Annotated in this window: 19 protein-coding genes; 9 read left to right on the top strand and 10 right to left on the bottom strand. The window is 65.0% G+C overall.

The window, feature by feature from the left end; all coding sequences use genetic code 11:
- Window positions 1-416 precede the first annotated feature (416 nt).
- The 5 genes from C474_RS05020 to C474_RS22305 all read left to right on the top strand — a co-directional run bounded on the left by C474_RS05020 (window position 417) and on the right by C474_RS22305 (window position 6,924).
- Window positions 417-1,937, top strand: a complete 1,521-nt coding sequence (locus tag C474_RS05020; RefSeq protein WP_008384575.1) for a lipopolysaccharide biosynthesis protein — start codon at window positions 417-419, stop codon at window positions 1,935-1,937.
- Between the two features lie 95 nt (window positions 1,938-2,032).
- Window positions 2,033-2,398, top strand: a complete 366-nt coding sequence (locus C474_RS21230; protein WP_008384573.1) for a hypothetical protein — start codon at window positions 2,033-2,035, stop codon at window positions 2,396-2,398.
- Between the two features lie 412 nt (window positions 2,399-2,810).
- The gene (locus C474_RS05010; protein WP_008384571.1) at window positions 2,811-3,947 is read left to right on the top strand and encodes a hypothetical protein; all 1,137 of its coding nucleotides are present in this window, start codon (window positions 2,811-2,813) and stop codon (window positions 3,945-3,947) included.
- A gap of 413 nt (window positions 3,948-4,360) precedes the next feature.
- Entirely contained in the window at window positions 4,361-5,593 is a 1,233-nt protein-coding gene (locus tag C474_RS05005) for a metallophosphoesterase (protein WP_008384569.1), read from the top strand.
- Window positions 5,590-6,924, top strand: coding sequence for a cohesin domain-containing protein (locus tag C474_RS22305; protein WP_049916731.1), 1,335 nt, complete (start codon window positions 5,590-5,592; stop codon window positions 6,922-6,924). The genes C474_RS05005 and C474_RS22305 overlap by 4 nt, the downstream gene beginning before the upstream one ends.
- Before the next feature lie 175 nt (window positions 6,925-7,099).
- On the opposite strand, the gene C474_RS04995 is transcribed toward C474_RS22305, so the two are convergent.
- Window positions 7,100-8,362, bottom strand: a complete 1,263-nt coding sequence (locus C474_RS04995) for a KaiC domain-containing protein (RefSeq protein ID WP_008384566.1) — start codon at window positions 8,360-8,362, stop codon at window positions 7,100-7,102.
- 205 nt (window positions 8,363-8,567) lie between these two features.
- Here C474_RS04995 and C474_RS04990 point away from each other — a divergent pair, with 205 nt between their 5' ends.
- On the top strand, window positions 8,568-9,392 hold the full coding sequence (locus C474_RS04990) for an NAD(+)/NADH kinase (protein WP_008384564.1): 825 nt from the start codon (window positions 8,568-8,570) through the stop codon (window positions 9,390-9,392).
- On the opposite strand, the gene C474_RS04985 is transcribed toward C474_RS04990, so the two are convergent.
- The 5 genes from C474_RS04985 to C474_RS04965 form a co-directional block, all read right to left on the bottom strand.
- On the bottom strand, window positions 9,393-10,208 hold the full coding sequence (locus C474_RS04985) for an SDR family oxidoreductase (RefSeq protein WP_049916730.1): 816 nt from the start codon (window positions 10,206-10,208) through the stop codon (window positions 9,393-9,395).
- Window positions 10,209-10,493: 285 nt separating this feature from the next.
- Window positions 10,494-13,730 carry a carbamoyl-phosphate synthase large subunit gene (carB, locus tag C474_RS04980; RefSeq protein ID WP_008384562.1) on the bottom strand — a complete coding sequence of 1,079 codons (3,237 nt, stop codon included), beginning with the start codon at window positions 13,728-13,730 and terminating at the stop codon, window positions 10,494-10,496.
- 198 nt (window positions 13,731-13,928) lie between these two features.
- Window positions 13,929-14,462: a DUF5815 family protein gene (locus C474_RS04975; protein WP_008384561.1), complete on the bottom strand. Its 534-nt coding sequence runs from the start codon at window positions 14,460-14,462 to the stop codon at window positions 13,929-13,931.
- Window positions 14,463-14,559: 97 nt separating this feature from the next.
- Entirely contained in the window at window positions 14,560-14,811 is a 252-nt protein-coding gene (locus C474_RS04970; protein WP_008384560.1) for a hypothetical protein, read from the bottom strand.
- A gap of 69 nt (window positions 14,812-14,880) precedes the next feature.
- The gene (locus C474_RS04965) at window positions 14,881-15,138 is read right to left on the bottom strand and encodes a hypothetical protein (RefSeq protein WP_083861952.1); all 258 of its coding nucleotides are present in this window, start codon (window positions 15,136-15,138) and stop codon (window positions 14,881-14,883) included.
- 165 nt (window positions 15,139-15,303) lie between these two features.
- Between C474_RS04965 and C474_RS04960 the strand changes: the two genes are divergently transcribed.
- The gene (locus C474_RS04960) at window positions 15,304-16,533 is read left to right on the top strand and encodes a GNAT family N-acetyltransferase (protein ID WP_008384558.1); all 1,230 of its coding nucleotides are present in this window, start codon (window positions 15,304-15,306) and stop codon (window positions 16,531-16,533) included.
- The gene (locus tag C474_RS04955) at window positions 16,534-17,574 is read left to right on the top strand and encodes a sodium:calcium antiporter (RefSeq protein WP_008384557.1); all 1,041 of its coding nucleotides are present in this window, start codon (window positions 16,534-16,536) and stop codon (window positions 17,572-17,574) included.
- 138 nt (window positions 17,575-17,712) lie between these two features.
- Here the strand turns inward: C474_RS04955 and yciH are convergent, their stop codons facing one another.
- Window positions 17,713-18,018, bottom strand: a complete 306-nt coding sequence (gene yciH / locus C474_RS04950) for a stress response translation initiation inhibitor YciH (RefSeq protein ID WP_008384556.1) — start codon at window positions 18,016-18,018, stop codon at window positions 17,713-17,715.
- Between the two features lie 67 nt (window positions 18,019-18,085).
- The gene (locus C474_RS23260; protein ID WP_008384555.1) at window positions 18,086-18,220 is read right to left on the bottom strand and encodes a hypothetical protein; all 135 of its coding nucleotides are present in this window, start codon (window positions 18,218-18,220) and stop codon (window positions 18,086-18,088) included.
- Between the two features lie 292 nt (window positions 18,221-18,512).
- Here C474_RS23260 and C474_RS04945 point away from each other — a divergent pair, with 292 nt between their 5' ends.
- The gene (locus C474_RS04945) at window positions 18,513-19,508 is read left to right on the top strand and encodes a phosphoribosyltransferase family protein (RefSeq protein WP_049916729.1); all 996 of its coding nucleotides are present in this window, start codon (window positions 18,513-18,515) and stop codon (window positions 19,506-19,508) included.
- Window positions 19,509-19,766: 258 nt separating this feature from the next.
- Here the strand turns inward: C474_RS04945 and C474_RS04940 are convergent, their stop codons facing one another.
- The gene (locus tag C474_RS04940; protein ID WP_008384553.1) at window positions 19,767-20,072 is read right to left on the bottom strand and encodes a metal-dependent transcriptional regulator; all 306 of its coding nucleotides are present in this window, start codon (window positions 20,070-20,072) and stop codon (window positions 19,767-19,769) included.
- A gap of 411 nt (window positions 20,073-20,483) precedes the next feature.
- The gene (locus tag C474_RS21225) at window positions 20,484-21,521 is read right to left on the bottom strand and encodes a tyrosine-type recombinase/integrase (protein WP_008384551.1); all 1,038 of its coding nucleotides are present in this window, start codon (window positions 21,519-21,521) and stop codon (window positions 20,484-20,486) included.
- Between the last annotated feature and the right edge of the window lie 100 nt (window positions 21,522-21,621).

Raw genomic sequence — 21,621 nt, 5'->3', positions numbered from 1 at the left:
GAGAGTTCTCGGTCCATGAACGAATTATGCGATATGATTCGGGTTTGTTAATTCGCTCCTACTATGTAATTTGCCCAACCGTTAGCGGGATAGGTGACCGTTAGCCGGCGTCCGAGAGTAGTTGGCACATTCTTCCACCATCGGCAGGTACGACCGTTACGGACCCGATTCCCCGGTTTTACGAGTCGTTCAGTTTGGGTTTACACTAATTAACTAACTGGCTAAAGTCGCAACTGACGGAAAACATGAATGAGACAGTCCGAGTCGGTCGCGCGTCGGAATTGCCTGTGCGTCGTCTTCGTGCCGATGGAGACGGCTCGCGGGAGCGCGACGGGCGGGACCGAAGCGTCCGCGGTCGGCCGAGCGGAGACGGTGGTCGAACCGAAACCGACAGACAGAATAGAGTGTCCGAGTAGATGCCGAACATCATCGACCGGCTCCGGAACGCGTTCGCCCGACTCAAGCAGGTGCTCACCCCCGACGGGACGCTCATGGAGCGAGCCGTCACCGGCGGAATCTGGGCGACGGCGCTCAACGTTTCAGGACGGATTTTCCAGCTTCTGACGGCGATTCTCCTCGCGCGGCTCCTCACGCCGGAAGCGTTCGGTATCGTCGCCATCGGGATGTTGGTCATCATCGGGCTCGAACGCTTCTCGAAGCTCGGACTCGACGAAGCGCTCATCTACAATCAGGAGTCGAACGTCGACCCGTACCTCGACACCGCGTGGATAATGAACGCGGTTCGCGGACTCATCCTCGCGGCGCTTCTCTACTTCAGTGCCCCCTTCATCGCCCGTTTCTACAACGAGTCGATCGTTGTTGAAATCCTCCCGGTGATGGCGCTCGGGCCGCTCATCCTCGGGCTTCGAAACCCGGCGATACTCTACTTCCGGAAGGACCTGGTCTTCCACAAGGAGTTCGTCTACGACGTGGGCGGCGAGGCGGCGTACTTCGTCGCCGCGTTCGCGTACGCCCTCTGGAGTCCGACGGCGTGGGCGCTCGTCATGGGGTACCTCGCTCGGAACGTGATCCGGACGCTGCTGTCCTACGTCCTCCACGGCTACCGCCCGGGGCCGCGATTCGACGTGGAACGCGCCCGGGAGATGTTCGACTACGGCAAGTGGATCACGGGCGCGAGCATCACCAACTACATCCGAAACGAGGGGGACGACCACTTCGTCGGGTGGCTCCTCGCGGCGAGTTCGCTCGGGTTCTACCAGATGGCGTACCGCCTCTCGAACGCGCCCGCAACGGAGGTGACGCACGTCATCTCGTCGGTCTCCTTCCCGGCCTACTCGGAGATACAGGGCGATCTGGACCGGCTCAGACCGGCGTTCTACAAGACGGTGCGCATCTCCTCGTTCCTGGCCGCACCGATGGCCATCGGTATCGCTATGGTCGCGCCGACGTTCGTCAGGGCCGTCCTCGGCGAACAGTGGATGCCGATGGTCGTCCCGATGCAGATTCTCGCCGTCTACGGGATGATACGGGGGTTCGTCTCCGCGTACGGATCGGTCTGGCAGGCCACCGGCCACCCCGACTACTTGGTGAAACTCCAACTCGTCGCCATCGTCTTCATGGCCATCCCCATCTACCCGGCCACGGTCGAGTACGGCCTCACCGGCACTGCGTTCGTCATCACCGCGGTTTACGCGGTAATCATGTTCCCACTCGACACCTACCTGGCGGCGAAATCCGTCGAGGCGGACTTCAAACGGCTGCTGCTCGAGTTCGTCTACCCCCTACCCGCGGCGGCGTTCATGGGTGCCGCCGTCTACTGGACCAGACACACCGTGTCGTCGGTTCCGGCGTTCGTCGAGTTGATCATCCTCGTCCTCGTCGGTGTGGTGACGTACGCCGTGGCCGTCGTGGCCCTCGATTCGCGGATTAACTGGAACATCCTCCACGACATCAAAGACATCCGCGACATGATCTGAAACCCCCTTTCGACACAAATTCATGACAGCCGAAATATTGAACACCGATCGATTCGAACATCCGTACGAACGAAGACCGATGACGCAGAGACACAATGCACGAGAACACCACGTCTGACGGAGAGGAGGCGGAACGAATCGCTTCCGACGGGTCTGGAAGCTATCGCGCGGCGACGCCGCAGCGACAACAGTGGTCCGACGGCGGAGAGCGGTTCCGCATCTTCGCCGTCGTGCAGGCGGCGGCGATGGTTTTACTGGGACTGGCCCTGGTCGCCCTGGAGATGTGGACGCCGGAGCTGTACTTCGTCGTCTCGTTCTTAGGACTCCTCGTCGTCCGAACTATCCTCGCCCCGACCGACCGAGTCCCGACCTGGTGGAACCGCCTCAACTGGGTCGTGCGAGCCGGGTTCGTCGTCTTCGGCTACCTGGTCCTCCGACAGTTGCCCGTGCTCCTGCCCTGACCGCGGCGTCGTTCTCATCGCTGTCGTCCGTCTCGTTTTCGCTGTAGTTTCCCGGTCGAACGGTCGTCTCCACCGTCGGCAGCCGTCGATAATCGACGCTGCCGAACGCCGTGCGGACCCTCGGGCAGTCCGGCATCCGATGTGAGATACCCGTTCGTGCCCAGTAAACGGGACGGGACCGCCGAAGTACTCACTCGTTCGACGGAGTCCGAGTCCGAAGCGAGTCGTTGGAGATATTCCGTGAGACGGTATGTCACCGGTAGACTCGGTGAGAAACGTGGTACTAATCCGACTTTAATCCGGGCCGGCATCTTTTGAGTTGTATAACAATATAGACTCTCCACATGTGTCCTAGTATGAGGTTTCCGAACTCACGGACCGCCTTCCAGCAGAAAATCTATAGTACCCAGACATGAGTAAACATTACTACGAGTTCTTCAACGGGCTGTTGGTCGAAGTGAGCGGCTCCGGCGGACGGACGGACGAGCAGTTCCAGAAGATGTACGGCCACTTCCGGGTGACCTCGCCGACGCGCGAGCCCGATATGGTCATCGAGGAGACCACGAAGGACGTCGACCCCGACGTCGTGCTCGGCGACCCGAACGACTACTACGGCTGGACGGGCGAGCAGTTCGTGATCCGGAACGGCTCCTCGTTCATGGCGGTCACGCCCGGATGGAACCATATCCAGGTCACGCCGGGATTCGAGCCGTTCTACGCCATCTACCCGATGGAGTTCGAGATACGCAAGCGGATGGTCGAACAGGGCAAGGCGCTCGTACACGCTTCCGGCGTCCAGTTGAACGGGCAGACGACGCTGTTCCCGGCCTGGCGCGGAGCCGGCAAGACGAACACGCTCCTCTCGCTGCTCCGCGAGGGCGCGAACTTCCTCTCGGACGACCGGCTCTGGGTCGGTGCGGACGGCGAGGCGTCCGGCTACCCGCTGGGCGTGAACCTCCAGCCCTACAACATCGAGTCGTTCTCCGAGGTGGAACTCACGCACGACTCGCTGAAAGACCGACTGCGCCACGAGGTCCACGAGTACGTCAACGACCGGTTCGGCGGCGCGAACCAACTGCCGGCGACGGCGCTTCTCTACCTGAACGGGAAGTTCCTCTCCGACGACGGCCGCGACTTCACGGACGTCGGCTCGCTGTACTCCACCGCGGAGTACGTCGAGCACTCCTCGGTCGACAACATCGTGTTCCTGCAGGCGGCGCCCAACAACGACCACATCACCAGCGAACCCATCTCGACGGAGGAGGCGATGAAGGGAATCACCTCCATCTGCAACTTCGAGTGGGACGGCCGGCTCAGAGAGTACTTCCACGCCTACGACTCCCTGGTCAGCGACGGCACCATGGTCGACTCGCTGGACGAGGTTATCCAGCGCGAACGTGAGGTGTTCGAGGAACTGTTCGAGGACGTCGGGACGCACCGCGCCCGAATCCCGCGGGAGCGCGACTGGACCGAACACGGACTCGACACGGAGGTCGTTGAGATGATAGAGTCGCTCGAACCGCGGAGAACCGTCGAGGCGTCCGACTGACCGAGCGGACCGCGAGATGGTGGGTCGAGGCCGCGGCCGAAAGACGGGAGCCAGTGGCAACCTCCGGTTCCACCGGCGGGCACGTCCGCATCGATGTATCGGAAACCGGTCAGATGGGACCCAAAATGTCAATTAGGGAGACCAATTTTCGCGGTGTCTCCGAGGGCCGCCCGACAGAGCGCCGATTAACTGGGATACCGATTTGGAGACGCTTATTTAACTCATATATAACTATCCGTCAACGAGGAATTACATTCGAGGTAAGAACCGCCTATGAGTCGAACACCAGGGAGTCCCCACAGTGGTTATGGCGTACAGTCGACACCACAGGAGCGACTCCGCACGGCGCGCCGGCATATCGAAACACGGACCACAGCTTATCGGACCGAACCACGGCCTGAGCGCGTGGTAGCATGACGGCCGACTCCGAGGCGACGGGATGGTCGGGCCCAACGAGACGGACGATCCTACGAGCGCTGGGCGCCGGCGCGACGCTGGCGGGAGTCGGCGCGGCGGGGAGTTCGGCCCAGAGCGCGGAACCGTGGACCGTCGTCGCTCTCCCGGACACGCAGTTCTACGCCGAAGACAAGACGTCGTATCCGCGGGACCAGGCCGAATGGATCGCCGCGGCGCGTGACGAGGAGAACATCGCCTACGTGAGCCACCTCGGCGACGTGGTCGAACACGGCGACGACGAGGCGGAGTGGGAGCACATGAGCGATTCGCTCGCACCGCTCGACGGAACCGTTCCCTACTCGACGCTTCCGGGCAACCACGACTGGGCGTCGTTAGGCGACCGCACTTCGTCCATCGAGAACTACCAGCAGTACTTCGGGCCGTCGCGGCACGAAGGGGAGGGCTACTTCGGCGGCGCGGGCCCCGACGACCTCAACACCTATCAACTGTTCTCCGCGGGCGGCTACGACTTCCTCCACTTGGCCTTAGAGTGGGAGGTTCCGGGCGAGATAGACGACCCGTCGACGGCGTTGGGATGGGCCCAGAGCGTCCTCGAGCAGTACCCCGACCGACCGACCATCGTCACCACGCACTCGTATCTCCGGGATTATCCGCAGCGTCGGACCCTGCAGGTACAGGAGGACAACGGCATCGGAACCGAGGGTCAAACGGTGTGGGAGAAGCTCATCGCGCCGAACTCGCAGGTGTTCATGGTGCTTTGCGGCCACTGGCACAGGGACGACGGCGAGGCGCATCAGGTCTCGTCGAACGACGACGGCGAGGAGGTGTACGAACTGCTGTCGGACTTCCAGAACCGCTCTAACGGCGGGTACGGACTCCTTCGACAGGTCCAATTCCAACCGGGCGAAGGCGGGAGCGAGGACGACCCCGACCGCATTCAGGTCTACACGTACTCGCCGAGCACCGACGAGTTCCTCGAGGACGCGGACAGCGAGTTCGGCTTCGACCTCGACTTCGACGCCCGCTTCGGATCCGCCTCGGACGGCCCCCTCGCGGGGGACGCCGACGGCGACGGCGACGTAGATAGCGACGACGTCGACGCCATCCAGCGCTCGATAGCCGGCGAGGATGTCGACATCAACACGGAGGCCGCGGACGTCGACGACGACGGCGACGTGGACATCGGCGATGCGATTCGCGCGCGCAACATCAGCGAGGAAGGACAATGAGCGGTGCGAACAGGGCGTTGGTCCTCGGCTGCGTCCTCGTACTGCTCGTCGGCCTCCCGGCTGGCGTGACGTCGGTCGCGGCGCAGACGGCCCCCGGGATCAGCGTCGGGGACGAGGTCACGTCGTCGCCGGACGGGACCCTGACCGCGGAACCGGGCGAGACCGTCACGGTGAGCGTGTGGACGGACGCCACGGGCGTGAGCGGCTATCAGACGGCGCTCGCGTTCGACCCCGCCGTCGTCCAAGTGACAGCGGTCTCGGGGAGCGAGGACTTCGACGACCCGGTCGCGAACGTCGACAACGAGGCCGGCACCGTCGCGTTCAACCAGATCCGCTCCTCTGAGGCGGACGGTCCCGTGCTGGCCGAGATAACGCTGGAAGTGACCGGCGAGGCGAACGAGAGCACCGCACTCTCGTTCGAGGAGTCCGAGACGAAGTTCGCCTCCGCGGATGGCGAGACGTTCGCCCCGGAGACGCTCAACGACGTGACCGTGAACGTCGAGGCAGCCGAGACGCCGACGCCGACGGCGACCGAAACCGAGACTGCAACGGAGACAGAGACGGAGACGGAAACTGAGACTGCGACAGAGACCGAGACGGGCACAGAAACGGAAACCGTCACAGAGAACGAGACTGAAACCGCCACGGAGACGGCGACAGAAACCGAGACCGTCACAGAGAACGAAACCGAGACGGAGACGGAAACCGCGACAGAGACCGAGACGGAGACGGCAGTCCCGGCGCAAGAGGACAGCAGCAACGACGACAGTAGCGACGATGACGACGACGACAGCAGCCGTAGCAGCGGCGGCGGAGGCGGCGACTACTCGTCGGACGAACCGGAGTTCTCCGTCGAATCGGTCGAACTCAACGCGACGAACGGGAGCGTCGGGGACCCGGTGCTCGTCTCGGCACTCGTCGAGAACTCCGGCGACGCCGACGGCGAGTTCGACGCGCGCCTGTACGTCGACGGGAACGAGACGGAGTACAGTCGGTCGGTCGAGATAGACGAAGGGGAGAGCCGCAGGGTGAACTTCTCCATCAGCTTCGACGAACCCGGAACGTACGCCCTCGGCGTCAACTCCGTCTCCGCCGGCAACGTGACCGTCGCGGCGAACGAGTCGACGGCCACCGCGACGCCGGAGTCGACGGCCACGCCGACCGACACGTCGGCTCCGGCGACGGAGGAGGAGACGGCTGCCGCGTCGGAGAGCAACACCGAATCCGGCGGCACGGGAACCGACGGCTCCACGCCCGGATTCGGCTTCGTCGCCTCGCTCGCGGCGATGAGCCTGCTCGTCTGCTTGCTCGCACTGCGACGCGACGAGTAGAGAGGCCCGCGGCGAACCGAACGTATTCGGACGCCGAGGCGACGGCCTCCGGCCGAGCGAATAATCCGAGCGGAGAGGGCCCGCCGGCGGCCCCGAGTCGTTTTTAGCCGCGAGTTCGATTCCGGCCCTTCGAGTCGCTCCCACGTAACGACCGAGTTCGGCCGCCGCGACGGCGTCAGAAGATGTTCGCCTGTCGGTAGACGCTGATGCCGTCGTTCGTGAGTTCGTACGGTTTCGTCTCGCGCGAGTGGTTCGCGTCCCGAACCTTCTGGATTTCGATGGCGAGTCTCGTCTCGCGGAAGTCGCTCGGACGGACGTACTGGAGGACGAACACGGCGTCGGCGAGGTACTCCACGAGTCCGTGCCGGGAGGAGTAGGGGTTGTTCTCCTTCGCCTCGGAGGTGAGAAGCGTCGTCACGCCGGCGTCCTTCAGCGCGCGGGCGAAGTCGAACACCTGACTCCGGCGTTCGGACGGGCGGTCGTACATCATCTCCAAGAGTGAGACGGAGTCGAGGACGAGGCGTTGGGCGCCGAACTCCGAGACGAGACGCGGGAGGTCGTTCTGGATGCTGGCGAGGCTGTTGGCCATCTCGACGGGGTCGAGGTCGATGACGGCGAGTCGGTCTTCCTCGGCGTACTCGCGGAACGCCCAGCCCTTCTCCTCGGCGGTATCGAAGATGCGCTGTCGGCTCTCCTCCAGCGTGATGTAGACGGCCTTCTCGCCGTCTTCGAGCGCCCGGTTGAGAAACTGGAGGCCGAACGTGGTCTTGCCCGTCCCGGCCGACCCGATGGCGACCATGAGCGACCGGGTGGGGACGCCGCCCAGAATCATCTCGTCCAGTCCGTCGATGCCGATGTCGAGGCGTTCGATGTCGGACTCGAACGCCTCGTCGTCGAACGTCTCCGCATCGCCGCCCATCCCGCCGAACCCGGCGTCCGGACCGTCCAACCCCGGTGCGCTCTCCATCGCCGCCGCGAAGTCGTCGCTCGGGCCGCCGAACTCCGGTGCGCTTTCCATCGCCGCCGCGAAGTCGTCGGGGAACGGGTCGTGTCCGTCGGAGTCCGCCCCGGCGTCGGTTCCTCTTCGCTCGTCCGCCCGCCTATCGCGGACGCCGCCGAACGGGTCGGTGGCGTCGGCTTGGCCGGGGTCGGTTTGACCGACGTCGGGTTGGTCGGCGGTCGATTCCGCGTCGTCCGACGGTGCGCCGACGTCGAAGCCGAACGCGTCGTCGTCGGGGTCGGCCCCGAAGGCGCGTTCGAAGCCGTCAGTCGCACCGTCGGACCCGTCGTCCGCCGCCGTCTCCTCGGTGTCGGTACCCGCGTCCGGTCGCGCGGTGTCGTCCCGGCCCGCCTCCGTCTCGCCGTCGGCCGTCGCGGCCTCCGAGTCGTCGTCGGAGTCCGCGAACGCGCGTTCGAACCAGTCGTCGTCGTCGCTCACGCGTCGTCCCCCCGGTCGCCGTGTCGTGTCGCGCGCGAACGCGAAGCGGTCGATTCCATCGCAGTCGTGAGTAGATAGTCGCCAAACTGTATGAATGTTACCCGTACCGACTGGTTTGCGCGCGCCGACGGGGGGGAGGTCGTATCGGAGACGAATCGGGTGACGGTGGGCTTTTGCCGGGCGAGGGCGAACCCGAGAGACGAGCATGCAGGTGGTCATCGTCGCACAACGGGGGAACGACCGGGCCGCGCGGTTGGCCGAGGACCTCCGGGAGCGACTCGGCGAGGCGGGCGTCGACGTGCGCGTCGACGCGGACACGGCGGAGACGCTCGGCGTCTCGGGCCACGACGTCGAGACGTTCGAATCGGCGGACCTCGCGGTGAGCATCGGGGGCGACGGCACGTTCCTGTTCGCCGCGCGGGGCGCGGGCGGGACGCCCATCCTCGGCGTCAACCTCGGCGAAGTCGGGTTTCTGAACGCCGTCGGTCCCGACGAGGCCGTCGAGGCCGTGATGAGAGAGGTCGAGCACTTCCGGCAGGGAAAGTCGCTGGCGGTCCGGAAGGTGCCGCGCATCGCCGCCGGCGGCGACGGGTGGACCGAGCGGCCCGCGATGAACGAGGTGGTCGTGCAGGGTCCCCGGCGCGGTCACGGCGGCGGCGTGGACGTCGAGGTGCGCGTCGACGGTTCGCTGTACAGCGGCGGGCACGTCGACGGCGTCCTCGTGGCGACGCCCACCGGGAGCACGGCGTACAACCTCAGCGAACGCGGCCCGCTCGTCCACCCGAGCGTCGGCGGCCTCGTCGTCAACGAGATGGTCGCAGAGGACGGGATGCCGCCGCTGGTCGTCTCGCCCGACGCGGAGGTGACAATCTCGGTGGCCGGCGCCGAAGAGGCCGTCGTCGTCACCGACGGCAGACGGCGGAAATACCTGACGCCGCCGGCCGAGGTGACCGTCGCGTCCGCGAACGCCCCCGTCCGCCTCGCGGGGTCGCCCTCCGATTTCTTCGAGGCGCTCGGAAAGCTCGATTAGTCAGTCCGCCGACTCGCTCTCCTCGACCGTAGCGTCGTCCGACGCGCGACCGGACGCGGACCGCCGCTTGGCGGTATCGGCCGCCGAGGCGCCGCCGCCGGGCGAGGGACCCATCCGCCAGTCGACCTCGACGACGCCCTCTGGGTTGCCGCGGAGACCCCGCCGGGCGACTACCTCGAACGTCCTGTTCTCCGCCGCCGGCGTGAACAGCGAGGCGACGCAGAGTCCCGCCACGTCGGCGCGCGGGACCGACCCCGAGACGGTGTCGCCGCCCTCGCCGACGACCACGTCGCCCGTCGCGTCGGCGTTCGTCAGCCCGCCGGGTCGGAGAACCGTGTACGTGAGACCCGACGCGCGGAGGTGCGCCTCGGCGCGGGCCTTCGCCCGGAGGATACCGAGGCCGCGGAGGAGAAGACGGAGGCCGAGCGCCATCCCCGACTTGGAGTCGCCGACGCCGATGGAGGAGACGAGGACGAACCGCGTGACGCCGGCGTCGCGGGCGGCGTCGACGAGGTTCTCCACCCCCTGTCCGTCGGCGTAGTCGCCGGTGAGGGAGCCGAGTCCGGGCGAGGACCCGAGCGTGCAGACGACGGCATCACAGCCCTCGACGGCGCGGGCAGCGTCCTCGGCGGAGAGAACGTCGCCGATGACCACCTCGTCGGCGCCCCGTTCTCGGAGCGCCGACTCCTCGTCCGCGGACCGCGTCAATGCGCGGACGGTCACGTCGGCGTCGAGCGACCGGAGCGTGTCGAGCACGCGCCGACCCGTCCCGCCCGTCGCGCCGGCGACCAGCACCCGGCCGCTGGAAAATGACATACGATATCGTGGCTCTCGAGCGTACATAACGGTTCGTTCGGCGGGCAAAATCTGCGTTCTCCCGAGAGCGCGGGGCGTGGGCGGGCACCCGCGGCGTACCCAGCGGTGACGGGTTTGCCGTTTCGACACGGACGGCACCCCCCTGAGAGTAAGTATCGCGAAGCGACGACCCGTGGGGCGGAAGAAACGCAGACGGTCGAGAAGAGACAAGAAGAGACGAGGACCGCGACGCGCCGTCGACCGCCTCGCCTCCCGTCTTGGCTTGTCGTGTGTCGTCTCGCTACGCTACTCGCCGCCCCACTCGGCCGTCCGCTTCGGACGGTCGGAGACGGCCAGCACGTCGAGGGGGTCGTCCGCCGCGCCGATGGCTTCGAGCGCCGCCGACGCGGAGGCGTGCGTCGAGAAGTACGTTATCTCCTCTTCGACGCAGAGTTCGAGCATGTCGCGATTCCGCGACACCACGAGGTCTATCTTCCCCTCGCGGATGGCGGCGTCGCGTTCCTCCTCGTCCTCGAAGGAGACGAGGTCGAAGTACTCCGCGAAGCCTTCACGGAGGGTCTCCCCCGCCTCGCTGTCGAGGTCCGGGAACTCGTCGGCCGAGAGGTCGACGATGGCGGTGCCGCCGGTCGGCACCGGCTTGCTGGTCGCGTCCTGCGCCTTGTCGTACGCCTTGGCGAACGACCGCGCGGTGCCCATCACCTCGCCCGTCGACTTCATCTCGGGGCCGAGGCGCGGGTCGGAGTTCGGCAGGCGGTCGAACGGCAGGACGACCTCCTTCACCGAGGTGTGCTCGGGAATCTGCTCCTGCACGTCGAGGGACGCAAGCGTCTCGCCGGCCATCACCTTCGCCGCGAGTTTGGCGATGGGGACGCCCGTCGCCTTCGAGACGAACGGCACCGTCCGCGAGGAGCGCGGGTTGGCTTCGAGCACGTACACCTCGCCGTCTTTGACCGCGAGTTGGACGTTCAGCAGACCCACCGTATCGAGGGCGGTGGCTATCTCCTCCGTCACCTCGCGGACGCGCGTCATCGTCTCCTCGTCCAGGGCGCGCGGCGGAATCATGCAGGCGGAGTCGCCCGAGTGGACGCCCGCGCTCTCGACGTGTTCCATCACGCCGCCGATGAGGGTGCGACGACCGTCGCTGACGGCGTCCACGTCGAGTTCGACGGCGTCCGCGAGGAACTCGTCGACGAGGATGGGTTTGTCCGGCGAGACGCGAACGGCCTCCTCGATGTACGTCTCCAACTCCTCGTCGGAGTGGACGACGTCCATCGCGCGGCCGCCGAGGACGTACGACGGGCGAACGAGGACGGGGTAGCCGATCTCGCGCGCGAGTTCGAGCGCCTCCTCTCTGCTCCGCGCGGACCCGCCTTCGGGCTGGAGAATCTCCAACTCGTCCATCAGAACGTTGAACCGGTCGCGGTCCTCCGCGAGGTCCATCGCGTCCACCGTCGTCCCGAGAATCTCGCAGTCGACGCCGCGGCGGGCCAGTTCGTCCTCCAGTTTCTCGCCGATGTTGACGGAGGTCTGTCCGCCGAACTGGACCATCACGCCGTCCGCGTCGGCGGCCTCGATCACGTCCGCGACCTCCTCGGCCGTTATCGGCTCGAAGAACAGGCCGTCAGAGGTGTCGTAGTCCGTCGAGACCGTCTCGGGGTTGTTGTTCACGACGTGCGCGTCGATGCCCATCTCGCGCAGGGCGCGCACGGCGTGGACCGAACAGTAGTCGAACTCGACGCCCTGTCCGATGCGAATGGGACCGCCGCCGACGACGACGACGCTCTCCACGTCGCGGTCGACGCGGAGTTCGCCCGCCGCGGCGTTGCCCTCGTACGGTCCGGAGAAGAACTCCGGTTTGCGCGAGGAGTAGTAGTACGGCGTCTGCGCGGCGAACTCGCCGGCGCAGGTGTCGACCTGTTTGTAGGTCCGGCCGGGCACCTGCGTCTCGACGGTGCCCACCTCGCTGCCCGTCGCGGCGGCTATCTCGGCGTTCGTGTGACCGGCGGTGGCCGCGGCGGTGAAATCACCCTCCTGCGCGGCGGCGACGGAGTCGGTGATGCGCTTGAACCGCTCGACGTACCACGTCTTCATGTCGGTCAGTTCCACCACGTCTTCGACGGTGTAACCGCGCTCGAACGCCTCGAATATGGCGTACGGGCGGTCCGGCGTCGGCCGTTCGAGGTACTCCGCTTCGAGTTCCTCGTCGGATACCTCGGACCACTCGGCCACCGGGTCGTACTCGGTGGAGCGGAGCGCCTTCAGCATCGACTCCTCGAACGTCCGTCCGATGGACATCGCCTCGCCCGTCGACTTCATCGCCGTCGAGAGCGTGAAGTCCACGTCGTCGAACTTGTCTTTGGGCCACCGCGGAATCTTCGTCACCACGTAGTCGATGGCCGGTTCGAAGGCGGCGGTGGTCTCGCCCGTAATCTCGTTGTCTATCTCGTGGAGGCGCTTGCCGAGGGCGACTTTGGCCGTCACGCGGGCGATGGGGTAGCCGGTGGCCTTCGAGGCCAGCGCCGAGGAACGGGAGACGCGCGGGTTCACCTCGACGACGCGATATTCGCCGCCGGGGGTGCCGTCGTCGTGCCACGCGAACTGGATGTTACACCCGCCCTGAATCCCGAGGTCGCGGATGACCTCGAGAGCGGCGTCGCGCATCTCCTGGTGGCCCTCGTCCGGAATCACCTGCGAGGGCGTGACGACCATCGACTCGCCGGTGTGGATACCCATCGGGTCGATGTTCTCCATGTTGCAGATGATGATACACGAGTCGTCGGCGTCGCGCATCACCTCGTACTCCAGTTCGACCCACCCCGAGATGGACTCGGTGATGAGCACCTCGCTGTTGCGCGAGAGGCGGAGGCCCTTGCGCACGCGCTGTTTCAGTTCCTCCATGTCGTCGACGACGCCCGACCCCGATCCGCCGAGGGTGTAGGTCGTCCGCGAGATGACGGGGAGGCCGCCGACGGCGTCCACCGCGGACTCGACGCGGTCCGAGAGGTCCTCCTCCGTGACCGCGGAGACGGACTCGTCCTCATCGAGCGAGATGGTCGTCGAGGCGGGGACGGGTTGACCGAGGTCCTCCATGCGCCGGCGGAACAGGTCGCGGTCCTCCGTCGCGTAGATGGTGTCGAGCGGCGTCCCCATTATCTCCACGTCGAACTCCTCGAGGATTCCCTCCTCGGCGAGTTCGGCGGTGACGTTCAGCCCCGTCTGTCCCCCGAGGCCGGCGATGACGCCGTCGGGGGTTTCCTTGCGGATGACCTCGGAGATGGCCTCCGTGGTGATGGGTTCGATGTACACCTTGTCGGCCATCTCGGGGTCGGTCATAATCGTCGCCGGGTTCGAGTTGACGAGGACGACTCGCGCCCCTTCCTCCTGAAGCGCTCGGCACGCCTGCGCGCCGGAGTAGTCGAACTCGGCCGCCTGTCCGATCTGAATGGGACCGCTTCCGATGAGCAGAATGGTCCTGTTCTCGCCCTCTTCGGGAGAGCCAGTCGAGGTGTCCTCGTCGGTCATCGTGGGAACGAAACCAGCACATCGTAATAAGCCCGGCGAATTACTACGAGATACGAAACAGAGTTTCGAATATCGTAGAGGGGCCGCGACGCGGTCGAATCGGCTGTCTCGGCTTTCGAGACGCGTCGCTGGATGGTGTGAGTGGGAGAGTCAAGGTGGGGAGAACCACGTTCGTATCCGCGCGTCCCGTCGACGGCCCTACGCGTACACGTCGTCCTCGGACAGGTCGCGTTGCGCGCGGTACTGCTCGACGAACTCACCCACATCGAAATCCAGCATCTTCGTCTCGAAGTCGGAGATGGCCGAGTCGTCTTCGGCGTGGGAGACGGCGTGTTCCATCAGTTCGACGACCAGTTCGACGATTATCTCGTGGAGGCGGCGCGAGTCGAAGTCCGTCACCCAGACGATGCCCGCGCCCACGTCGCCGTCGTCGCTCACGTCGGCGGAGACGACCTTTCGGGGGAACTCTTCGAGGACGATGCCCATCAGGTGCGCCGTGCCGAACTCCGGCATCTCCTCGCTCGTCGTCTCGACGGCCCCTTGCAGGACTTCGACGAGGAAGTCGGGGAGAAATCGCTCCGGCGGGTGCACGTCCATCACCACGGCGTGCGTGTCGCCGCACGGACAGTCGAACTCTCGGAGGCCGAGATCGAGGCTCCGGACCGATTTCGTCTCCCCGCACGGGAGTTCGAGGTCCTCACCACGGCCGCCGGGGACGCGCGGTTGTGCCATGTGCCGTCGTTGTCGTCGCGGTGGGTTAAACGTCGCGTTCGCGTCCGCGTTCGCCGCCCGGACGGGAAAGGATGCGGCCGGCGCCTCGGGTCCGCGGTCAGTCCCGCGAGGTGGTCCACAGCAGTGGACCGATGATGACCAGCGCGATACCGAGGAACAGGTAGTGAAGCGGGACGAGCGACTGGGGCGTCAAGAGGAAGATGACGCCGAACGCCATGGTGTTGAGGGCGACTACCTTCGCGGATTTCAGCGGTAGCGCGCCCAGCGTCGCCAAGATGAAAACGAGCAACAGCGCCTGCCCGACGTTGTACTCCAGCAGGAAGCTGTCGATGAGCTGTATGGGGAGCATCCTTACCGCGAGATTCGGCGCGAATCGAGTATTAAAGTTCCGTTCTCTCCGGCGGACCGGACGCCCGCGCTACCCCCCGCCGGGACCGGTGATATCCATCGGGCGGATCCATCCGTACCAGATGATGAACACCATCCCCCCGTAGCCGAGCACGAACACGATACGGCCGATGCCGTTGTAGCCGAGTTCGCCGAGGAACCGTCGGAGGAGCCCCGTGCCGGCGATGCCGACGAACAGCACCGTCAACAGGAGCACCTTATCGCGCGTGAGTTCGAACATGCTCGACGACTCCCCGTCGTCCCGAACGGGAGCCTCGTCTTGACCCATACACCCGCTCGGGACCACACGACCCTGAATCGCTCGGTTCCGCGCCGTCCGTCGCCGCCCGCTCCACTCGGTCCGGTCGTCCTCGACGGCCGACGCCGCGTTCGGCGTGGTCCCCGCTCGCACGGTCGGGGAGCGCTTTTTACCGTCCGCGGAGACGGTGGGGACGTGCACCTGCGTTCGCTACCGGAGGACCACCGCGACGCCTTCCGCGAGATGGTGAACTACGCCTTCCGACCGACGGACGGGCCGGACTGGGAGGACCGTAACCGCGAGGACCCCGACCTGTTCACCCCGCTTGGCTTCTACGATGCGCCCCCCGACTCCGACCCCGACGCCTCGGACCTCCGCACCGTCTGCGGCAGTTACGACTTCACCGCCCGCGTGCGCGGCGAGTGGCGCGCGATGCCCGGCGTCTCCGCCGTCGCCTCCCCGCCGGAGGGTCGGCGGCAGGGGACCGTCGGCGCCATGCTCGACGCCCTCCTCGCGCGCTACCGCGAGGAGGGGGCGGCGTTCTCGGCGCTGTGGCCGTTCGAGTACCCCTTCTACCGCCGACTGGGCTGGGCCACCTGCTGTAACCATGCGAAGGTGACGCTCCCGCCCGAGCAACTCGCGGACGTCGTCCCCGCGGCCAGCGGGACGTTCCGGCGACTGACCCCCGACGACGACCTCTCGGCGATGCGCGCGGTCCACGAGGCGTGGGCGACCGAGTCGCTCGCGGTCCGCCGGACCGAGGGCTGGTGGCGCGAGCGCGTCTTCCGGGGGTGGCGGAAGGACCCCTACGTCTTCGGCTGGTCCGACGAGGAGGGGTCGCTGCGGGGCTATCTCACGTACACCGTCGACGAGGACGACGGCGACGGGCGCGAGATGCGCGTGTGGGAACGCGCCGCCGTCGACCACGAGGCGCGCGGGCACCTGCTGCGGTTCTGCCGCGACCACGACTCGCAGGTGGACTCGGTGACGTTCCTCGCCCTCCCCGAGTGGGCGCGTCCCATCGACGAACTACCCGACCCGCGGGCGGCGACGCTGGAGGTGAAACCCGGGCCGATGGTCCGCATCGTCGACGTGGCGAGGGCGCTCTCGACGCTGTCGTACGACGCGCGCGAGTCCGTCGTGCTCGCCGTCTCGGACGACCGGTGCGCGTGGAACGACGGAACGTTCGAACTCCGCGTGGACGCCGCGGGCGCGCACGTGAGCCGCCTCGGTGACGGTGCGACCGCGACCGGAGGCCCGGACGCCGAACTCGGCATCGGCGCGCTCTCGCAGTTGGCCGTCGGCGCGCGCGACGCCGCCGAACTGGAACGCGCCGGCGACCTGACCGTCGCGGACGCGTCCATCCGAGCGACGCTGGACGCCCTGTTCCCGCGCGAGCGAGCGTTCTTCAGAGAAGGGTTCTGAATGGTGGCTGCCACGACGTTCACGCTGGCGCTGTATCTCGGTGCGGCCGTCGTCGGCGCGGGACTCGCGTTCCGCGGCGGCGAACTGCTGGTCGAGGCGGCCGACAGCCTCGGCGCGTACTACCGCCTCCCGGCCGTCGTGCAGGGAGCCGTCGTCGCCGCCGTCGGGTCGAGTTTCCCCGAACTGTCGAGCACGATTATCGCCGCCGCCCGCTACGGCGCGTTCGACATCGGCGTCGGCGCCGTCGTCGGGTCGGCGGTGTTCAACATCCTCGTCATCCCCTCCGTCTCCGCACTGGCGGGCGAGGGGTCGCTCGCGTCGAATCGCGACCTGGTGTTCAAGGAGACGCAGTTCTACCTGCTCTCCGTCGCGGTGGTGTTTCTGATGTTCACGCTGGCCGTCCTCTACGACGGGTCGGCGGACGGCGATCCGTTCACCGGGACGCTGACGCCCGCCCTCGGCGCCGTCCCCCTCGTCCTGTACGGTCTGTACCTCTTCATCCAGTACACCGACACCCTCGAACACCGGGTGAAGTCGCCCTTCAACGCGGACCCCGACGCCGTGAACGTCGAACGCGAGTGGGCTCGACTGCTCGTCTCGCTCGGTATCATCGTCGTCTCCGCGGAGTTGCTCGTCCGCGCCGCCGTCGGCTTCGGGAACGCCTTCGGCACCTCGACGTTCCTGTGGGGACTCACCGTCGTCGCGGCCGGGACGAGTCTGCCGGACACGTTCGTCAGCGTCGTCGCCGCGCGCCGCGGCAACGCGGACGTGAGCCTCGCGAACGTCCTCGGGAGCAACATCTTCGCGCTGTTGGTCGTCCTCCCCGCCGGCGTCTTCGCCGCCGGGCGGGCGACGGTGTCGCTCCCGGACGTGGTTCCCATGATGGGCTTTCTCGTCGCCGCGTCCGTGGCGTTCTTCGCCGTTCTCCGGACGGATATGCGCCTCTCCCACCGAGAGGCGTACTTTCTCGTCGCCCTCTACGGCGTGTTCATCGTCTGGCTCATCGCCGAGAGCCTCGGCGTCACCTCGTTCGTGGGATAGGCGGCCCGGCGACGGCTCTACCGTTGAAAAAGCCGACTCGAAGCCCGCGTCGAACGGCTCGTGCGGTGAAACCGGTGAAACCAGCGAAAACGGAGTGATTCTATCGCGCGCCTATCTGCGCCGGCCGTCGCGACTCGCTCAGGTCTGCACGCCGTAGCCCATGTCGCGGAGGATATCGCCGATGCGGCCGGTGTGGTCGCCCTGTAGCTCCACCGAGTCGTCCTCGACCGTCCCGCCGCAGGCGAGTTTGCTCTTCAATCGCGAGGCCACGTCCCGCAGTTCGTCCTTCGAGAGGTCGAAGCCGCTGACGACGGTGACGGCTTTCCCGTAGCGGCGAGTGTCGACGTGAACCGAGAGCTGCTGTTGGGATTTCGAGAGGTCCTGGTCGATGCCGAGTTCTTCGGGAAGTCCGGCGATGGATGACAGGTCGTCGTTGTTTGCCACGTTCTCCCTACACGCCGGGCGGATATACCCGTTGGCCTGCCGTGCGCGCGGTGCGAACGACCGCCGATCAGTCGCCGGGGTGGTTCCCGCGGCCGTAGCGTGCGACCATCTTCCACATCGTCTTGTCGAGGTCACCGCCCTCCGCCTCTGAGACGGAGACGAGTTGTCTGTACAGGCTGTCGGAGACGCGTATTTCGGGCATCGGGACTGTGTACAACGTTCTCACGCATAATACTACTGTGATACGGAACAGAGTAAATTATACCGTCCTTCTCGTCCGCGTCCGTTCATTCGTGCGGAGAACCGATCGATTCGACCGATTTCCGGACGACGATGAGTCGGCGAGTCCTCCGGGTAGGCTCTCGTAGGTTTATCAGGCTTATCAAGAGGTGGTTCTGTTTCACGGGACTACCATCAAAATGTCAGATTTTACCGCTCCTAATCGGGGTTATCATAGTTAGAATAATACGGTCAAACCCACTGAATATCGTATAGTGAACTACAGAAGTGTGGCCGAGTTGAACAGAGGGGCGCGCCGACTCTCGTACGATATTCCACGTGGGGTGGACCTCGTGGTCGGCATTCCGCGGAGCGGTCTGCTCGCCGCGAACCTACTCTGTTTGAATCTCGACGTGCCGATGACCGACGTAGAAGGGTTATGCGAGGGTCGGATACTCCAAACCGGTCATCGGTACGACGGCGAGGCGTCGTTCGACGACGTAGAGCGGGTGCTCGTCGTCGACGACTCGGTGGATTCAGGGCGGCAGATGAGAGAGACGAAAGCGCAGTTGGCCAAGGAGAATCTCGATTTTGACATCGAGTACGCCGCGGTGTACGTCTCCTCGAAGGGACACCAGTTCGTCGACTACTGGGTCGACGTCGTCGACAAACCGCGCGTCTTCGAGTGGAACGTGATGCACCACCCGATGCTGCAGTTCTCCTGCGTCGACATCGACGGCATCCTCTGCCGCGACCCGACCCGCGAGGAGAACGACGACGGGCCGCGCTACCGAGAGTTCCTGCAGACCGTCGAACCGCGCGTCGTCCCCACGGAGACCATCGGGTGGCTGGTGACGTGCCGGCTAGAGAAGTACCGCGAGGAGACGGAGGCGTGGCTGAACGAACACGGCGTCGAGTACGAGAACTTGGTGATGATGGACCATCCCTCGAAGGAAGCCCGACAGCGGGCGGGGAACCACGCCGAATACAAGGCCAACGTCTACCAGAACACGAACACGAAGCTGTTCATCGAGAGCTCGCCGCGACAGGCCGAGGTAATCTGCGAGCGCTCGAAGCAGCCCGTCCTCTGCTATGAGTCGAACGAACTGATGAAGCCTGGCTGTGTCGACCGCATCCACAACAAGAGCACCGACTACGTCACGCAGTTCAGCGAGGACCCGGTCGCTTTCTCGCTGAAGGCCAGCAAGTACGTGCTCAGCGAGAGCTACTACAGGATGAGTCGGACGATACAGACCCACTTCGGGAAGTAGCGGCGAGGACGACATCGAACCGGCCCGTCGCTCGTCTACGGGCCGTCTCGAGGGGACGAGACCGCACTTCTACGCGCGTTTCTCAACTACCTCCACCGTCGGGGACGGCGGTCTCGGAGACACGCCACCCCGAGGCGGCGACGGGCGAGGCGCGCCTATCACTCGTCGCCGTCCCGGGTCGGGGTCACTCCTCCCTCTCTCTCTTTTCCTCCTCCTCGTACGGGAGTGTCGACGCGAGTCGCCCGGCGACGTCGGGACTCAGGACGCCCGCCATTCGCATCGGCCCTCGCAATCGGCGAGTTCGAGGACGCTGCGGAGGAACCACGAGAGCGTCACGTACGTCTCGTGTAGGTCCGCCGCGACCTCCCGACCCCGCCGCGTGAGTTCGACGCCCTCGTACGGTTCGTAGTCGACCAGTCCCTCGTCGTCGAACCGGTGAATCGCCTCGATGGCCGTCGCCGGCGTGCGACCGACGAGTTCGGCGACCCGCCCGGGAGCGACGGGCGGCTGCTGCCGGTGCTCGACGATGTACAGCGCGGGGAGGTACAGCGAGCGCTCGCTCATCCGCGACCCCTCGGCACCTCCCGAACCGCGCTTGCTCTCGCCATGATTTTAGGCCCACCTAAAATGTGATAGATGCTTCGGTTGTGAGGTGCGCCGAAACGGCGTTCTGATTCTCCTCGTCGGTCCGACTCCTCGAAGATATATGACACGACAAGCGCCGTTCGCCGCGAAGTCGACGAGTCCAATCAACGGTCCGAAAGGAGCGATGCGCCGCTCTCGGGATGCATATCGGTCTGAACTGATGCAGTTCGGCGTAGACACCGAAGCCTCTCGAGGAGTAAGTGCAACGAAGTTAGGTGGCTGGGGAGTTCTCAGCCCCTAACGCGGAACGGTCAAGGACCGTTCGCGCAGTGGATGGGCCAACGCGGTATAAGACAATTGAACTGCCTGTCTGAACATTGATTCAGGCATTCAGAAATCCTCCGGTAGATGATCTTTCCGACGCCGCATCCGCTGGCGTTTCGAAGCCTTATCGTAGTGCTTCTCAAGAATTTTCTCACTCACGTCACCCCGATCACTAACAACCTCGCGTGGAGTCCCAGAATCCCGAAGCGCCGTAATCGAACCTTTCCGAACGGCGTGAGGAGATACAGACGAAGGACATCCACTCGCTCTATCGTGAGCTGTATAATTGCAGGTACTCGGGTCGTAGTCGTGTGGACACGGTTCCCCGATCACGCACGGTCGAGTGAATCGGTATATCCAGTTTTGGTACGTACCGACTGATGGCCGCCCGTATTTCGTCGTGATTAGCGGTGAGCGATTGTACTCGTCCGTAGTGTCGTACCGGTTTGGACTCTCGATGTAGTCCTCCAGGACGTGAGCTACGTGAGGAGCAAGTGAAACATCGCGTTCTCCTCTCTCTCCATTTTTCAGAGGAGTTCCTTTCTTCGGTCGATGGCGAAAGCAAAGCGCCCGATCATCGCGATCAAAATCCTTGAGATCGAGCGAACGGACACCTCCTCGACGAGCCGATGTTCGCCACATGAGCAAGAGTGTAACGTGTTCTGATGAAGCGTATTGGAAGTCTTGGAGATATTCGAGGATTGCCTTCGCACGACCCTGACCAAGCATCGTATCACGGGAATCGTCACCATGGACCTTCGGAAGTCGAACACGCTCAGGGAGTTCCTCTCTCACTGCATCAATATCGACGAGATGAGCGAGGAATCGGCGGACAGTGGATACCTGGCCCTGCATAGTAACATCGTTGCAGGGTGAGTCATCTCCGTTGTCTTCGCGCTTGTAGACTCGATAAGCGTGGACCAGCTGGAGGTCTACATCATTTATATTCTCCACGTTTTGGTCTTTCAACCAATCGGTGAAGGACTTAAGACGCGCTCTATGCGTCCGAAGAGTAGTCTCACGGAGATCATACCGACGAGCATCGAGATAGTATTCAAGCGCCGCGTCGGGTGTGATTGGGTCGAGATCTCTATTCCTCCTCATCCTTATCTGAACGATTCTGTACGGGGTATCTTAACTGTTGTTACTAATTAGTATCATACAAGTAGTTGCCTATGTATGGCTACCTCTAAAAGGTGGATAT

Source organism: Halogeometricum pallidum JCM 14848 (assembly GCF_000337095.1).
Lineage (GTDB): Archaea > Halobacteriota > Halobacteria > Halobacteriales > Haloferacaceae > Halogeometricum > Halogeometricum pallidum.
This window is presented reverse-complemented; position numbering and strand designations above follow the sequence as displayed.

Bases quoted from the DNA above. Each gene is read 5' to 3' on its own strand.
- C474_RS04970 (WP_008384560.1), bottom strand. From the start codon at position 14,811: ATGCTCCCCATACAGCTCATCGACAGCTTCCTGCTGGAGTACAACGTC.
- C474_RS04975 (WP_008384561.1), bottom strand. From the start codon at position 14,462: ATGGCACAACCGCGCGTCCCCGGCGGCCGTGGTGAGGACCTCGAACTC.
- C474_RS04965 (WP_083861952.1), bottom strand. From the start codon at position 15,138: ATGGGTCAAGACGAGGCTCCCGTTCGGGACGACGGGGAGTCGTCGAGC.
- C474_RS05020 (WP_008384575.1), top strand. From the start codon at position 417: ATGCCGAACATCATCGACCGGCTCCGGAACGCGTTCGCCCGACTCAAG.
- C474_RS04985 (WP_049916730.1), bottom strand. From the start codon at position 10,208: ATGTCATTTTCCAGCGGCCGGGTGCTGGTCGCCGGCGCGACGGGCGGG.
- C474_RS05005 (WP_008384569.1), top strand. From the start codon at position 4,361: ATGACGGCCGACTCCGAGGCGACGGGATGGTCGGGCCCAACGAGACGG.
- carB (WP_008384562.1), bottom strand. From the start codon at position 13,730: ATGACCGACGAGGACACCTCGACTGGCTCTCCCGAAGAGGGCGAGAAC.
- C474_RS04940 (WP_008384553.1), bottom strand. From the start codon at position 20,072: ATGAGCGAGCGCTCGCTGTACCTCCCCGCGCTGTACATCGTCGAGCAC.
- C474_RS04955 (WP_008384557.1), top strand. From the start codon at position 16,534: ATGGTGGCTGCCACGACGTTCACGCTGGCGCTGTATCTCGGTGCGGCC.
- C474_RS22305 (WP_049916731.1), top strand. From the start codon at position 5,590: ATGAGCGGTGCGAACAGGGCGTTGGTCCTCGGCTGCGTCCTCGTACTG.
- C474_RS05010 (WP_008384571.1), top strand. From the start codon at position 2,811: ATGAGTAAACATTACTACGAGTTCTTCAACGGGCTGTTGGTCGAAGTG.
- C474_RS21230 (WP_008384573.1), top strand. From the start codon at position 2,033: ATGCACGAGAACACCACGTCTGACGGAGAGGAGGCGGAACGAATCGCT.
- C474_RS04990 (WP_008384564.1), top strand. From the start codon at position 8,568: ATGCAGGTGGTCATCGTCGCACAACGGGGGAACGACCGGGCCGCGCGG.
- C474_RS23260 (WP_008384555.1), bottom strand. From the start codon at position 18,220: ATGCCCGAAATACGCGTCTCCGACAGCCTGTACAGACAACTCGTCTCC.
- C474_RS21225 (WP_008384551.1), bottom strand. From the start codon at position 21,521: ATGAGGAGGAATAGAGATCTCGACCCAATCACACCCGACGCGGCGCTT.